The 15,070-nt window shown below is 41.7% G+C and carries 18 protein-coding genes; 13 read left to right on the top strand and 5 right to left on the bottom strand.

Translation table 11 applies throughout. The features are described from left to right. Nucleotides 1-35 precede the first annotated feature (35 nt). Nucleotides 36-284 (bottom strand): ferredoxin, encoded by a 249-nt coding sequence (locus B5X77_RS19560; RefSeq protein WP_079509594.1) that lies wholly within the window; start codon nucleotides 282-284, stop codon nucleotides 36-38. Between the two features lie 447 nt (nucleotides 285-731). Between B5X77_RS19560 and B5X77_RS19555 the strand changes: the two genes are divergently transcribed. From B5X77_RS19555 to B5X77_RS19535, 5 genes are all read left to right on the top strand, one after another. Further along, a complete protein-coding gene (locus B5X77_RS19555; RefSeq protein WP_079509593.1) occupies nucleotides 732-1,793 on the top strand; it encodes a YpbB family protein in 1,062 nt (353 codons plus the stop codon). Further along, complete coding sequence (locus B5X77_RS19550) at nucleotides 1,784-3,286, top strand: RecQ family ATP-dependent DNA helicase (RefSeq protein ID WP_079509592.1); 1,503 nt, start codon at nucleotides 1,784-1,786, stop codon at nucleotides 3,284-3,286. The genes B5X77_RS19555 and B5X77_RS19550 overlap by 10 nt, the downstream gene beginning before the upstream one ends. Continuing rightward, on the top strand, nucleotides 3,283-3,885 hold the full coding sequence (locus B5X77_RS19545) for a CPBP family intramembrane glutamic endopeptidase (protein ID WP_079509591.1): 603 nt from the start codon (nucleotides 3,283-3,285) through the stop codon (nucleotides 3,883-3,885). Before B5X77_RS19550 ends, B5X77_RS19545 begins: the two co-directional genes overlap by 4 nt. Beyond that, nucleotides 3,878-4,582, top strand: coding sequence for a LysM peptidoglycan-binding domain-containing protein (locus B5X77_RS19540; protein ID WP_079509590.1), 705 nt, complete (start codon nucleotides 3,878-3,880; stop codon nucleotides 4,580-4,582). The genes B5X77_RS19545 and B5X77_RS19540 overlap by 8 nt, the downstream gene beginning before the upstream one ends. Before the next feature lie 131 nt (nucleotides 4,583-4,713). Further along, on the top strand, nucleotides 4,714-5,172 hold the full coding sequence (locus B5X77_RS19535) for a YpbF family protein (protein WP_079509589.1): 459 nt from the start codon (nucleotides 4,714-4,716) through the stop codon (nucleotides 5,170-5,172). A gap of 30 nt (nucleotides 5,173-5,202) precedes the next feature. Here the strand turns inward: B5X77_RS19535 and B5X77_RS19530 are convergent, their stop codons facing one another. From B5X77_RS19530 to B5X77_RS19520, 3 genes are read right to left on the bottom strand one after another with little or no spacing between them, the layout of a single operon-like run. After that, complete coding sequence (locus B5X77_RS19530; protein ID WP_079509588.1) at nucleotides 5,203-5,772, bottom strand: manganese catalase family protein; 570 nt, start codon at nucleotides 5,770-5,772, stop codon at nucleotides 5,203-5,205. Between the two features lie 26 nt (nucleotides 5,773-5,798). Then, entirely contained in the window at nucleotides 5,799-6,059 is a 261-nt protein-coding gene (locus B5X77_RS19525) for a spore coat protein CotJB (RefSeq protein WP_079509587.1), read from the bottom strand. Then, nucleotides 6,056-6,286 (bottom strand): spore coat associated protein CotJA, encoded by a 231-nt coding sequence (locus tag B5X77_RS19520; RefSeq protein ID WP_079509586.1) that lies wholly within the window; start codon nucleotides 6,284-6,286, stop codon nucleotides 6,056-6,058. Before B5X77_RS19520 ends, B5X77_RS19525 begins: the two co-directional genes overlap by 4 nt. A 144-nt stretch (nucleotides 6,287-6,430) precedes the next feature. Between B5X77_RS19520 and B5X77_RS19515 the strand changes: the two genes are divergently transcribed. The 7 genes from B5X77_RS19515 (at nucleotide 6,431) to B5X77_RS19485 (ending at nucleotide 12,724) form a co-directional block, all read left to right on the top strand. Continuing rightward, nucleotides 6,431-7,063 (top strand): CBS domain-containing protein, encoded by a 633-nt coding sequence (locus tag B5X77_RS19515; protein ID WP_079509585.1) that lies wholly within the window; start codon nucleotides 6,431-6,433, stop codon nucleotides 7,061-7,063. Nucleotides 7,064-7,122: 59 nt separating this feature from the next. Continuing rightward, entirely contained in the window at nucleotides 7,123-7,518 is a 396-nt protein-coding gene (locus B5X77_RS19510; protein ID WP_079509584.1) for a hypothetical protein, read from the top strand. A 15-nt stretch (nucleotides 7,519-7,533) separates the two neighbouring features. Beyond that, nucleotides 7,534-8,322, top strand: a complete 789-nt coding sequence (locus B5X77_RS19505; RefSeq protein ID WP_176167378.1) for a metallophosphoesterase — start codon at nucleotides 7,534-7,536, stop codon at nucleotides 8,320-8,322. A gap of 66 nt (nucleotides 8,323-8,388) precedes the next feature. Next, nucleotides 8,389-9,297, top strand: a complete 909-nt coding sequence (locus B5X77_RS19500; RefSeq protein WP_079509583.1) for a MerR family transcriptional regulator — start codon at nucleotides 8,389-8,391, stop codon at nucleotides 9,295-9,297. Between the two features lie 68 nt (nucleotides 9,298-9,365). Continuing rightward, nucleotides 9,366-9,947, top strand: coding sequence for a genetic competence negative regulator (locus B5X77_RS19495; RefSeq protein WP_079509582.1), 582 nt, complete (start codon nucleotides 9,366-9,368; stop codon nucleotides 9,945-9,947). 227 nt (nucleotides 9,948-10,174) lie between these two features. Further along, a complete protein-coding gene (locus B5X77_RS19490; protein ID WP_079509581.1) occupies nucleotides 10,175-11,452 on the top strand; it encodes a Glu/Leu/Phe/Val family dehydrogenase in 1,278 nt (425 codons plus the stop codon). A gap of 297 nt (nucleotides 11,453-11,749) precedes the next feature. Then, nucleotides 11,750-12,724, top strand: a complete 975-nt coding sequence (locus B5X77_RS19485) for a YpdA family putative bacillithiol disulfide reductase (RefSeq protein ID WP_079509580.1) — start codon at nucleotides 11,750-11,752, stop codon at nucleotides 12,722-12,724. 595 nt (nucleotides 12,725-13,319) lie between these two features. Here B5X77_RS19485 and B5X77_RS19480 read toward each other — a convergent pair. Beyond that, on the bottom strand, nucleotides 13,320-14,291 hold the full coding sequence (locus B5X77_RS19480; protein ID WP_373887824.1) for an asparaginase: 972 nt from the start codon (nucleotides 14,289-14,291) through the stop codon (nucleotides 13,320-13,322). A 103-nt stretch (nucleotides 14,292-14,394) separates the two neighbouring features. On the opposite strand from B5X77_RS19480, the gene prsW reads away from it, so the two are divergent. Then, a complete protein-coding gene (gene prsW, locus B5X77_RS19475; protein ID WP_079509578.1) occupies nucleotides 14,395-15,066 on the top strand; it encodes a glutamic-type intramembrane protease PrsW in 672 nt (223 codons plus the stop codon). Nucleotides 15,067-15,070 lie beyond the last annotated feature (4 nt).

The raw sequence follows: 15,070 nt of genomic DNA, 5'->3' as shown, positions 1-15,070 counted from the left end.
AAATTCCCGCTAGCAGCGGGAATTTATGTATGATCTTATTCGAACTTAGTTGCATCTCCATCGAATGGCTCGTCTGCAACTTTAATTGAGTCAGTTGGGCATCCTTCAAATGCATCCATCATGTCATCAATCAATACATCCGGGATTTCAACGATACCTTCGTTGTCATCAAGTGTTACAAATGCAATGCCTTCATCATCGTAATCGTAAATATCTGGAGCAGCTGCACCGCAAGCTCCGCATGCAATACAAGTTTCTTTGTCAACGATCGTGTACTTAGCCATGATATAATTCCTCCCAAGTGTTTAGCAATAATATGCTGTTTTCACCAATTACAGTGAAAACGTATTCCTCATACCTATTGTAAAACTGTATCGCCAACATTTCAATAAAAAAAGTATTGAGAATGCTTATCACATAAGGCGTTGAATGGTTTTTGCGCTTAAAATAAAACATTTCATAATACATTTTCATGGTAAAATAATCGTATATTATTTTTCTGCAATAACAGGCCTGATTTTTTGTTAACCGTCTGCTGTTACCATGAAAGGATCAGTTGGCGGACAAAGAATCTCCGTTATTAAAAAAGATCCTGCAGTTATACCCGGTTTTAGAGTAAAGGCTTAAGCCCCTGATAAATCATATGCCGGTTTAACAGAGATTAGTAAAATAAATAATGCAGTGACCACAAGGTTCCAGCAATCAGCTGGATTTCATACAAGGGTGATGACATGGGAATAACGTATCTGGAATCTGTAGTATTGTCTATTTTGAAAAGAATAAACGGTGAACGGACCATTTTTTCTGTATTTCATCTTTTGCAAGGCAAGCGTTCATCTCAGACAATCCAGGATGCTCATTTATATAAAATCACCGCGTATTTCTCTACATATCCTTCAGTAACGAGGGATGGGCTGGAAAGAATGGTAAGCAGACTTCAGCATAAGGGCTTGGTAGAGGAATTAGCAGAAACAAAGGTTACGCTAACATCGAAGGGAACTGAAGAACTGAAGTTTCACTTATCCAAATGTCCTCCTCCAGAATTTTTAAATGGCTGGAAGTACCATCAGGTCACCGAGTCCTTCTGGGAAAGGTTGACTCTTCTTATACAGGTGAGTTCAAATTTGATCAATCAGGAGCGGGCCTACATACCTGTCAGAAATAAGGCAGAAACATTAAGCTGGGTGAGACAGTACTTAAAACAGCAAAATGAAGATCGCTATGTGCTGGCGGAAAAGCTTTATAAAGAGCTGATTAAAGCGCTAGACAATTACGGGACTAGACCGGAATCAGTCGTGTTAAGGTTGACAGGATACAGGAAAATTGGCTTGACGATTATGCAGGCTTCGGAATTGACAGGGCTGGAACCCGCTCATTATCACTATGAGTTTTTGAATTGCCTGCATGCCATGTTCGATAAAATCCATAACACCCCATCTGAATATCCTTTACTGAGTGGGATGTTAAATAAGGCAGAGCGGGATGTGCCGTTGACCCTTTCTACAGATAAGACTTATAACTTATTGCAGCGGAACTATACCCTTGAGGAAATTGCTGCTGTCAGGAATCTAAAACAAAGCACGATAGAAGACCATATTGTGGAAATTGCCCTCACAATTATGGATTTTGACATAGACCATTATGTGTCATCGAGCAAACAGGAAAAAATACTGCAGGCCTCACAGGAGAATTCCTCTAAAAAGCTAAAGCAGATCAAAGAACGGGTTGATGATGTGTCCTATTTTGAAATCAGGCTTGTTCTGGCCAAGTATGGTGATATGAAATGGAACTGAAAAGTTATCTTGCCACATATTTTAATTTTACTGATTTTCGTCCCGGACAGCGAGAAACAATCGAATCGGTTTTAGGGAAAAAACATACCATTTCCATGCTGCCAACTGGTACTGGAAAATCATTATGCTACCAGTTGCCAGGTTATCTGATGGAAGGACCGATTTTGGTTGTTTCGCCACTACTGTCGCTGATGCAGGATCAGGTTGATCAAATGATGGCAATGGGTGAAAAAAGAGTGATTGCATTGAATTCCTTCTTGTCTCCCCAGCAAAAGGCCCAGGCACTTGACAATCTGGAAAAATATAAATACATTTTCATTTCTCCTGAAATGCTGGGGATAGACTCTGTATTAGGCCGTCTGCAAAAATTGTCTGTATCCCTTTACGTTGTGGATGAGGCCCACTGCATCTCACAATGGGGCTATGATTTCAGGCCTGACTATCTAAAGCTAGGGGAATATCGGGAGAAGTTGGGCCATCCAGTAACCCTTGCGCTTACAGCCACTGCTTCAAAAGAAGTTAGAAGGGATATAGCTGAAAAACTTTGTCTAGAAGAATGGAATGAGGTTGTATACTCAGTAGACCGGCCTGCCATTTCCCTTGCGGTGGAGCACGTTTCCACATTCCAGGAAAAGGTTGATAGGACATTTGAACTGGTCAAAATTCTAAAAGGGCCCGGGATCATCTATTTTTCAAGCAAAAAAGTCGCTGAACAAACTGCAGGGCATCTAAGAGAAAAAGGAATCAAGAACGTTATGGCCTATCACGGCGGCCTCGATTCCGAAAGCCGGATCCTAATCCAGCAGCAATTCATCAATGGACAGCTTGATGTCGTCTGTGCCACCAGTGCCTTTGGTATGGGCATCAATAAGGATAATGTACGTTATGTTATTCATTTCCACATGCCCATGCAAATTGAATCGTATCTTCAGGAAATAGGAAGGGCAGCAAGAGACGGTTTGGATTCAATTGCCATTCTGCTCTATACTCCGGGGGACGAGCAGTTGGCGCACCAGCTGGCTGAAGGTGAGATGCCAGACCAATATCAGATTGAGCGTTTATTTGGAATTCTAAATGACAATCAAGTTTCTTATCATGATTTAGGCAAGCGGGCAGAAGAGTTTTCAATGTTGTGCGGATTCACTGATATACAATGGAGGATTGTCGAAGAGTATCTATCCAATCAGACGGAAATTGATTATAAAGCTGATAAACAAAGTTTAATCCAATTGGTGGAAAACCGCTTGTTAGTGAAGAAGAAAAAGATCAGGAGCATGCTTGAGTGGATTCATACCAGGGAATGCAAAAGGGCTGTTATTCTGAAGCAGTTCAACGAAGAACTCGCACAACGGCCTGAAAACTGCTGCAGCATCTGCGGCATTAATATGGAGCAGTATAAAGAAACCAAACCATTTCCTCAACACGAGAAAAACATAATGGACTGGAAGCGTGATTTGGCTTCAATTTTATTGATAGGTGAGCGGATAAAATGAAAGATCGATATAAGGAAACGATAGCAGGTCTTACTGAAAAAGAACTGCTTTTCCATCTGGCAGCTACGCAAATTTTACTATTAACGATTTCAGCCATATTAGGTATGATATTGTTTGATAGTATAGGTGGGTTCAAGGAGTTATTCTTCTGGGACGTTAGCAATATTTTAATATACGGACTTGGGGCTGGAGCAGCGGTTGTAGCATTGGACGTCCTCCTTATGAAATATATGCCGAAAAGGTATTATGATGACGGAGGATTGAACGAAAGAATTTTTAAAAATAGAAGTGTTATTCAAATTTTACTGATTGCAGCGATGGTAGCGGTCAGTGAAGAAGTCCTTTTCAGGGGAGTCATCCAGACACATACAGGGTTAGTTCTATCAAGCTTCATTTTCGCAGTCGTTCATTATCGCTATTTGTTTAATTGGTTTTTGTTCACTAATATTGTCTTATTGAGCTTCTTGATCGGTTATATTTATATGGTGACAAACAACCTAGTTGTTACAATCGTAATGCATTTTATGATAGATTTCATCTTAGGTTTGATTATAAAATTCAGGACTCAAGCAGCAATTGGGGGTACAGACGTTGAATAAGGAAAAACCTATCAGGGACCAGGCTGAGCGGCTGAGGAAAAAGGTAGAACGTAAATCAGAGCATATAGTGGAGAAAAAAGATGCGCTGCCGCCGAGAAGTGAGATTCATAGACAGAAGCAAAAGAAAACAAAGGTAAAAGTAAAATACCCAGTCATCAGGCTGATGGCTTTGTTTTTCATCTTGCTGCCTATTTCTTTTTTCAGCATCCTCTCATATCTGGATGGCGCAAATGGGCCGCTAAATAAAACTTTGGAACGAGCCGGAGTAGAAATGATCAATGTTGAGAGTAAAGATGAAGGGGAAGATATAAATAATAAAGAAGAAGAGGAAGCAGCACCAGCTTTTGAAGAAGTGTCCGACGCTGAGGATATTGAAGTAGTGGCAGCTGCACCCGCACACTCGAACAGCGGAGACAAAAACAGCACAGAAACGGCAGCAGTGGGGGCTGAAAAGGAAGAGAAACCATCAGCTGTACCTGCTGAAAAAAAGGAAGAGCAGACAAACGCCGATTCACTTGCCTCCTCCAGCGAAGAAAAGATCATTTATCATACTGTAAAACACAATGAAACATTATTCAGAGTTGCGATGAACTATTATAAGTCCCAGGATGGAATCCCGATCATCCAAAAAGCGAACAATCTAAGTGGCAATGAAATTCATGTGGGACAAGTGCTTAAAATCCCGATTAAAAATTAGCCGGAGTGAAAAACTCCTGGCTTTTTTTCTTTAATGAACTATAAACGAGCATTGATTAGATGATTTTTTTGGTCCACTATCATAACTTCCTGGACAAGCTCATAAAAATGTAAGTAAGGGAGGGGTTAGCCATGGAATCAGAAATCGTGAATCTGGATGATCGTACAGATCCAGCGACTAAAAGGATGCTGCAGAATTTAATTGACCGAAAGAATAAATTCGACCGGTATAAATCAAGGCACCTATTATCCGTATGGGTAACAATAGGTTTAATCTCGATATATTTTTACTATATTTATATAACGGTGATGAAGCCTTATTCTTATTCATTCGCCGAGATTTTTTCTGTTTTCGTTCAGAATTCTGCAAATCTATATTTACTTATTCTAACCGTAGGTACATACGGGTTTATGATTCTTTTGAAGGAGAAGCGTGAAAAAGCAGAGAAAGAATACCAGGCATTGCGGTGTGAGATTGTTGATCGCAGTAAGGATCTTTGGAAGAAGGAGGAAGAGTGGAAGAACCGGCATATTGTTTTTGAAATGATGAAAAAAAAGTATGATATCAATCTTTATCACGAAAATAAATAAGAAGCATCCAATATGGATGCTTCGCCAGGGCTAAAAAATCTTCTTTTTCCCCTGATCCTCCTTGATGATTTCCACTGCTTCCCGGAAGCGTTGTGAATGGATGATTTCCCTTTCCCTGAGAAACCTCAGACCGTCGTTAAGGTCAGGGTCATCACTCATATTGATAATCCACTGATATGTCGCCCTTGCTTTTTCTTCAGCCGCAATATCCTCATATAGATCTGCAATTGGATCCCCTTTTGCCTGTATATATGTGGCCGTAAAAGGGACGCCGGCTGCATTGTGGTAGAATAATGCCTTGTCATGGTCAGCGTAATGGCCATCAAGTCCCGCTGCTTTTAATTGGTCTACGGTTGCATCCTTTGTTAATTTATAGACCATAGTTGCAATCATTTCCAAATGGGCGAATTCCTCCGTGCCGATGTCGGTCAAAAGTCCAATAACCTTATCGGGGATTGTGTAACGTTGATTTAAGTATCTTAGTGCAGCGGCAAGTTCTCCATCTGCACCACCATATTGTTCAATCAAAAATTTTGCCAGCATGGGGTTACAGGAGCTTACTTTTACTGGATACTGCAACTTTTTTTCGTAAAGCCACATTTTTCTTACCCCCTCCTATAATGATTTTATATCTGCCAAGGCCAGGGACCGTCATCCCAGTTCCATGGATGACCAGAGTAGCTGTTGCCGAATTGCTGGAGAGGTCCGTACATGCTTTCAACAACTTTCTTTAATCGGCGTCTTTCTTTTGCAAACTGGTTGAACTGATTGATGGCTTTATAATCCTCCGGATGGGTATCAAGATATAGAGTGAGTTCAACAAGAACAAAATCTACTGCCTGGAGTTCTTCCATGGCTGCATAAAATTCCTTTGGCAACTGTTTCATGAGTGATCCGCCTCCCCTGGAGCCTCATAAGGTGAATACCAGGGATCATAAAAAACTTTCCAAAGCGTTCCTGTCCTTAATGCGTGCATTGGCGAGAATTGTTCAAGGTTTGGCGGCTGAAAGCCCATGAATAAATTGGGTGGTGTGGAATACGTTTTTGCCTTAATCGGCGGACAAGGGTCGAAGGGACTGGAGTACGGGTACCAAACTCTTCTGTATGCTGACAATCTAAGCCCTCCTCTAGATAAACTTCAATTCATTTTATGAGCAAAATTTTATTTCATGTTTAATTTATCTGTTCTAGGAGGGATTTTTATAAATATGCAGAAATATATAAGGTATGGCAGTACTTTAAATTTGAGGTGAGTGGAATGTTTGTTAAAAGTATCATGATACCGAAGTATAAATGTATAACCGCACAACTGGACGATACATTGCAATCGGTGCTGGAAAAGCTGGATGGAAATGAAATTGATGGTGTACCGGTTTTGGATGGTGACAAATATGCCGGTGTTGTTACAAGACACGGGATTTATCAAGAGTATTTCAATACTGGCGGCTCAAAGGATGAATTCCTTCAAAATAAATCGGCGAAGGACATTTTGACTTTGCAGGAACAGATTCTCCATGGAATAGAAATTTTTGAAAGTACATTGGTGAAGTTGAAAGATATCCCGCTTATGGCGGTAATCGATGAAAACGGGAAATTTCAGGGAGCTGTAACCCGCTCTGATGCACTTGATCAGTTCCAGAGTGCTTTTGGAGTAAATAGAGAGGGAGTAAGGATTGCGTTTACATCTGTTGAAACAGAAGGACGTATCGCAAGACTGGCTGATATTGCCCATCAATTCCATGAGCATATTATTTCATTGGTTACTTTTGATGAGACAGATAAACTGGTCCGCCGGATTGTCATGAAAATCGAAAAGAAAGACAATATTGACAAGTTTGTCAAAAAGTTGGAAGATTCAGGTTTCCGCATTCTTGACATCCATGAAGTTTGATTTCCAATACGGAAATAAAGACAAGGGCCTTTCATACATTGTGTATGGGAGGTTTTTGTATGCTGAGGAAAGTTTTCAGGCTGGTAATCGGACTGATTTCTGGTTACCTTTCTGTCAGTTGGATGACAAACGTCATTCCACTCCACTCTGGTGAATTCACCAGTGATACGATCTTGAATCCTGCTGGTTTTCTTGCTGGTACTATGGCAATGGCTGTAGGTATGTACATGATGGGTGGTTTGATCGGAGAAGGTGTTAAAGCTGTCCAGAGTACAATAAAAAGAGATGGGGGCTCGGTTTCTGATGTACTCCTTGCTATAGCCGGTTTGGATGGTATACTATTGCTGCTGCCTCTGGGGGGATGGCAGGCAGCAGTTTTTTTCGTTTTCTGTTTGCTTTATGGTATGATGTCATTTAGCTCAACTGAAGATAAGGATAAAAGCCAGAAACAGTAACTCCGGGAGGCAAAAATGGAGATAATCTATACAATACTGGGAATGCTGCTAGCTGGCAGCTTCCTTCTACTATATATGTACCGGCAGGCATTTAAAAACACCGTTTTAAAGCAGGAAATCAGGTTAAAGGATTTCCCTGCCAGCTTTGGTTCTGTAAGAATCTTTTTTATTTCAGATATCCATAAACGCATAGTCTCAGACTCAATAATTGAGGAAGTCAAAGGACAGACTGACCTAGTCATTATTGGGGGTGACCTTGCTGAAAAAGGGGTTCCTCTAGAGCGGGTTTCTGCTAATATCGAAAAACTGAAAACAATTGCTCCTGTATTTTTTGTCTGGGGGAATAATGATTATGAATTCAATTCCCACGAACTCGACTCGCTTTTGTACCATTCCGGTATTAAAGTACTGGACAATACAGCAGTTAAATTTGAATCTGCTGCTGGCGACGTTCTGTATCTTTTAGGTATAGATGATTTCGGTCTTGGCAAAAGCAGACTGGATCTGGCCGTGCTTGATGCCGAAGAAGAAGGGTTTCGCATTCTAGTAAGCCATAATCCAGCCATTGCCAGCAGCTTAAAACCCGAGTTCGATATCAGCCTTGTATTATGTGGTCACACACATGGGGGGCAAATCAGGATTTTTGGTTTTGGTCCATATGAGTTAGGCGGAATAAAGGAGAAAAACGGCACTACCATCCTGACCAGCAATGGATATGGCACAACAGGCGTGCCATTCAGGCTTGGAGCAAGAGCCGAAACCCATCTCATTACTCTGGCCCCTGACTTAGGTCAAGCAGATTGAAGTTTTACAAGGAAATGCTCCGCAGATATAATCGGTAGAACAGGGTATTTACGGAGGGTTTTTATAATGGGGAGCAGCGCAGGGAAATATAATATCAAAGCAGTGTCCACTATGCTTGGGATCCAGCCGGGGACATTAAGGGCCTGGGAGAGGAGATACCAGATGATTGCTCCTGTCAGGAATGAATCCGGCCATCGTTTATATTCAGAGGAACACTTAAAAGTCTTGCGGTGGCTGATTTCAAAGGTTGATCAAGGGTTTACAATCAGTCAGGCCGTCTCCTTACTGGAGAACTCCGGGCATTTCCGAGAGCAAGCCGATTCGACAAAAAAGGACAAGCTTAATGAGATAGGGGAAGAACTTTTGGATGCGCTCATGGAATTCAATAGTTCTAAAGCCCATGAATTAATCAACTATGCCTTCAACTTGTTTACCATTGATAAAACGGTTATCGATTTATTAGGCCCAATTTTGATTAAAGTCGGCGATTTATGGGAAGAGGGAAGTATAACGACTGCACATGAGCATTTTGCTACTTCGTTTTTACGTTCGAGAATTGAAGGATTGTCAAGTTCATTTCCGCATAGTTCGTTTCTTCCCAGAGCCATTGCTGTATGCGGGCCAGGGGAAAGGCACGAACTGGGTCTTCTGATGTATACCATGTTCCTTAGGCGAAAAGGGTTCGAAGTGGTCTTTCTTGGCACAAGTCTTGCTGAAAATGATCTTGAAGTAGTCCTTGATAAAATAGAACCAAAGTTCTTGTTTTTATCCTGCACACTTGAAGAGAATAGAAAGGCAACTCTGGATCTTATGGAAATCTTAAATAGAAATTATCCAAATCTTCATGTAGGAATTGGCGGAATAGCGATTGATTCCATGCCTGTGGAGCAACGAAAAAATCATCAGGAAAACATTGTAGGAATATCAAGGACGGAATGGGAGAAATGGTTGAAAAAGCGCATCGATTCATTTTAATAACTCACCATCCTGCAATATTTTCATAAACTAAAATAAGAGCTTTGTCGATGGCAGGGGGCATGATTATGCGCTTGGAACGATTAACCAGCAATAAAATAAAGATATTCCTTACGATAGATGACTTATACGATAGAGGATTGACCAAAGAGGATATTTGGAAGGATTCTTTGAAGTGGCACCAGCTTTTCCACGATATGCTCGAGGAGGCCAGCGAGGAATTCGATTTGGATATCATCGGCTCAGTCGCAGTGGAAATTTTCTCATTGCACGCGCAGGGTATGGTCATGATCATCACAATGATTGAACAGGACGAAGACGAAGAACAGTTTGAAGATGGTATTATCGAAATGCAGGTCACGGTCGATGGAAGCGAAGACATTTTGTTTCAGTTCGAGAATATTGAAGATGTAATCCAGCTGGCAAAAAGATTAATGAACGCCGGTATAACCGGAGGCAGCCTGCATTTTATGAATGGCCACTACTATTTGCTTATGAATGGAATATTGCCAGAAGATGCCGAAAAGACTGTGTCCTTATTGGCTGAGTATGGGGTTCCATCAATCTTGAGCATCCACAGACTGCTCGAATATGGAAACGAAATTATGGAGGAACGTGCAGTCGAAACTCTTGTCCATCATTTTTTATAATGATGGAAAGAGCTTCGGCTTTTTAATTGCTCATCTCCTTAGGATGTCTCATAATTCAGTCAATTTTGTTAAGAGCAATAGTGATAAGGACTTGAATGATAGCGTTTTCATTCAATAATCAAAAAATGCGGAAAACTGTTTTTTTCTTCTTGCATAAAATAACCAAAGGTGTATACTAATCCATGAAAGCAGACAACATCCGCAAAAGTGATTTAGGAGGTTTATCAATGGTAGCCGCAAACGGTAATGAAATTCCAAATAATGAAGACAAACATGACGTCTTACGATCTACTCAAACTGTTATTCACAAGGCTTTGGAAAAACTCGGGTACCCTGAAGAGGTGTATGAGCTTTTAAAAGAGCCGCTCAGGATGATGACAGTGAAAATCCCTGTCAGAATGGATGACGGATCTGTTAAAGTCTTTACTGGCTACCGGGCGCAGCACAATGATGCAGTGGGTCCAACAAAGGGAGGAATACGTTTCCATCCGAACGTAACAGAAAAAGAAGTTAAAGCCTTATCAATCTGGATGAGTTTAAAATGTGGCATTGTCGACCTGCCGTATGGCGGCGGAAAAGGCGGGATTGTGTGTGATCCCCGCGATATGTCATTCAGGGAATTGGAAAGATTGAGCCGCGGTTATGTGCGCGCGATCAGCCAAATTGTCGGCCCTACAAAGGATATCCCGGCTCCTGATGTTTTCACCAACTCGCAGATTATGGCTTGGATGATGGATGAATACAGCCGTATAGATGAATTTAACTCTCCAGGATTCATTACAGGCAAGCCGCTGGTACTCGGTGGTTCACATGGTCGTGAATCGGCAACAGCAAAAGGGGTTACTATTTGTATCCGTGAAGCTGCGAAGAAAAAGGGCATTGAACTGGAAGGGGCAAGGGTTGTTGTACAAGGATTTGGAAACGCCGGAAGCTACTTGGCGAAGTTCATGCATGATGCAGGCGCTAAGATTATCGGAATTTCGGATGCTTATGGTGCACTCCATGATCCAGCTGGCCTCGATATCGATTACTTGCTTGATCGTCGCGACAGCTTTGGAACTGTAACTAAATTATTCAATAATACCATTACAAATAAAGAATTGCTGGAACTCGATTGTGACATCCTAGTTCCAGCTGCAATAGAAAATCAGATTACTGAAGAAAATGCACATAATATCAGGGCAAGCATTGTCGTTGAGGCTGCAAATGGGCCAACGACATTGGAAGCAACTGAAATCCTTACTGAACGCGGCATCCTGCTTGTACCAGATGTACTTGCATCAGCAGGCGGCGTTACCGTTTCTTACTTTGAGTGGGTACAGAACAATCAAGGCTACTACTGGACAGAAGAAGAAGTCGAAGAGAAGCTTGAGAAGGTAATGGTTAAATCCTTTGACAGTATCTATGAGACTGCCGAGACACGCAGAGTAGACATGCGTCTGGCTGCCTACATGGTCGGAGTAAGGAAGATGGCGGAAGCAAGCAGATTCAGAGGGTGGATCTAATCGAAGATTAAAAATGGTTCTTCGTTGAATCTGACGATAAAATCTCCTATCATTAAATGATAGGAGATTTTTTATTCAAGTCTAGAATTGTCTAGCTCCAGCGCCAAACCCCAGACCTGCCAATAAAGTCAAAGAACGAGTTCACGGTCAGGTGCTCCGTGGCTTACAATGCGCCAGAACCGCCAGCCACACCTCATGGCGTCATTAAGCGGGCATTGTATTTCGAGGCTGACCAAAGAGCTTGTGCTTTTCTATCCATGTGCTTTAAATAGATTGATAAGGAGTGTTTTCTAATAAATGAATAATGAAGATGTCATCATTGTAGGGGGCGGTCCATGCGGTCTTGCTGCTGCTATTGCCTTGAAAAAAAAGGGACTGAATCCGCTCATCATAGAAAAAGGGAACATCGTGAATGCGATTTATAATTATCCCACTCATCAGACTTTCTTCAGCAGCAGTGAAAAGCTTGCTATTGGAGATGTGCCCTTCATTACCGAGAACCTTAAACCGAAAAGGAACCAGGCACTGGTGTATTACCGTGAAGTGGTCAAACGCGAAAAGCTGAGGATCAATAAATACGAACAAGTTACTGAAGTCTTAAAACAAAATGACTCATTCTTTAAGGTAACAACAAATAAACAGCAATACACCGCAGAAAATATTATTATCGCTACTGGTTACTATGACCATCCGAATTTCATGGGCATACAAGGTGAAGAGCTGTCCAAGGTTTCTCACTATTTCAAAGAAGCGCACCCTTTCTTTGATATGGATGTCGTGGTGATTGGCGGAAAGAACTCGAGTGTAGATGCAGCGATTGAATTGGAGAAAGCAGGGGCGAGAGTGACTGTCCTTTACCGGGGTGCGGAGTATTCACCTAGCATCAAACCATGGGTCCTTCCAGAATTCGAAGCGCTAGTCAGAGCTGGATCGGTAAATATGTTATTTAATGCAGAAGTCAAAGAGATCACAGAAGGTTATGTAGTTTATGAACAGGCAGGGGAAACGCTGAAATTAAAGAATGATTATGTATTTGCGATGACCGGGTACAGGCCTGACCACGCGTTCCTTAAAAAAATGGGTGTTGATATCGATTCTGAAACTGGCCGGCCATATTTTGACCCGGAAACGATGGAAACAAATGTACCACGTATTTTTATTGCAGGAGTAATTGCAGCCGGGAACAACGCTAACGAAATTTTCATTGAGAACGGCCGATTCCATGGTGCTCAGATTGCAGAAGCTATTTCAAAGAAAAACAAAGGACTTTAATAGGGGATTAACACGCTCTTATAATAAAGTTGGAATGATTGAAAGAAAGCGGGGCCTGAATAGATACAGGGCACCGCTTTTTTCAGGAGCACCTTTTTTAATATCACTATGCAGCCTTTTCAATTATATAAAGGTGCGTTTAGGAGCTAAACACACCCTTATGCCGGCTGTTCCCATCATATAAGGGTGCCTTTAAGGTCTAAACGGACCCTTATGTCGTCCGGTACCATCATATAAGGGTGCCTTTAAGGTCTAAACGGCCCCTTATGCCGGCTGTTCCCATCATATAAGGGTGCCTTTAAGGTCTAAACGGCCCCTTATGCCGGCTGTTCCCATCATATAAGGGTGCCTTTAAGGTCTAAACGGCCCCTTATGCCGGCTGTTCCATCATATAAGGGAGCGTTCAAGGACTAAACACACGCTTATATTACCTGGGCCCGTTGCATAAGTGCTTTTACGGTGGAAAAACACCCAGATGTGAATTCACACCCCAGGAAGGCATCTTATGCCGCTATTTACTCAAGCTCTTAATTTAATTACAGACAAAGCGGTGCCTGAATACATACAAGGCACCGCTTTTTCATATATTATCTTGTTAAAACATGAACATTTCTTTAAGTTCGTCCATTTTATCTGTTTTTGCAAGAGCCACAAGCAGTTTAATCCGCGCCTTTTGGCCGTTGAGACCGTTTGAAAAAATGACGCCCAATTCTTTAAGGTGCTTTCCTCCGCCTTCATATCCGTATACGTCCTGGACAATTCCGGCAAAGCTTCTTGAAACAATGACTACTGGTATCTTGTTTTTAATAAACTTTTGAACCCCATCAAGTGCAGCAGGGGGAAGATTACCCTGGCCAAGTGCCTCGACTACTATGCCATCTACTTCGAGGCCGAGAATGGCGTTAAAGAGCGATGAATCCATCCCTGCATGGGCCTTTATCAGGAACACCTTCTTGCTGATATCTTCTACAGGGTAATTTTCATGCTTAGTAGGAGTGTGGTGAAAAAGGACGCCCCTCTTTGTCACAATGCCAATAGGTCCGTATTGCGGACTCTGAAACGTTGAAATATTGCTCGTATGTGTTTTGGTAACGTTGACGGCCGTGTGGATTTCATCATTTAGTACGACAAGCACACCTTGTCCCTTCGCCTCTGAACTCGATGCCACCCTTATTGATGATATAAGGTTGTAGAGTCCATCAGAACCGATTTCATTGCTAGACCTCATTGCGCCAGTCACGACGATTGGAAAGCTTGTCCGGCAAGTCAGATCCAAAAAGTATGCCGTTTCTTCAAGGGTATCTGTACCATGAGTGATCACTGCCCCATCGATATTCCCTTTTTGGTCATATTCCTCCAGGATGAATTTTAACTTCATCATCTCTTTAGGTGTGATGTGTGGTGATGGCAAATTGAAAGGTTCTTCGACCACAAGATCCGCTATATTTGAAAATAGCTCTGTTCCTTGTGTCAAGGGATTGTTCATTCCTGGTTTAACTGCGCCGCTTGTATCCTCACTCATGGAAATGGTTCCGCCAGTATGGATCAATAATATATTCTTCTTCAAAACTATTACCTCCGAAAAGACCAATGAGAAAGAATAATAATCCATTTTCTTTCTTCTAATTACATGATACGATTAAAAAAACAAATTGAAAAGAGGACAGCATATGCTGGGAATAGTTACTGCCGGGGTAGCTCCGGGTCTGGCGCTGTTAAGCTATTTTTATTTGAAGGATCAATATGAGTCAGAACCGCTATCTTTGGTGTTTAAAATGTTTATATTCGGAGCATTGCTTGTATTTCCGCTTATGTTTATCCAATATGTACTGGCTGCCGAAGGACTTTTCCAGGGTGATTTTTCCAAAGCGTTCGGTACAGTGGGTCTTTTAGAAGAATTCTTCAAGTGGTTTATCCTTTATTATACGATTTTTCAGCATATTTCTTTTGATGAACCTTATGACGGAATCATTTATAGTGCTTCTGTCTCACTTGGTTTTGCTTCAGCGGAAAATATTTTTTACCTGTTGGCAAATGGTCTCCAGGATGCAATTGGCAGGGCGCTTTTGCCAGTTTCCAGCCATGCCCTCTTTGGGGTCATAATGGGTTATTATATAGGAAAGGCAAAATTTTCATCAAGGTTGCAGAAAAAATGGATCCTAATGTCATTATCAGTGCCAGTCTTACTTCATGGGGTTTATGATTTCATCCTTATGACACGGGAGGACTGGATGGTGCTCATGGTTCCCTTCATGATATTCCTCTGGTGGCTTGGCTTGAGAAAAGTTAAGAAAGCCCGGGTGCTGACACTTCAGCACATAGATAAGCAATATACTATCTGAAAAA

The organism is Mesobacillus jeotgali (assembly GCF_900166585.1).
GTDB classification, from domain to species: Bacteria; Bacillota; Bacilli; order Bacillales; family Cytobacillaceae; genus Mesobacillus; species Mesobacillus jeotgali_A.
This window is presented reverse-complemented; position numbering and strand designations above follow the sequence as displayed.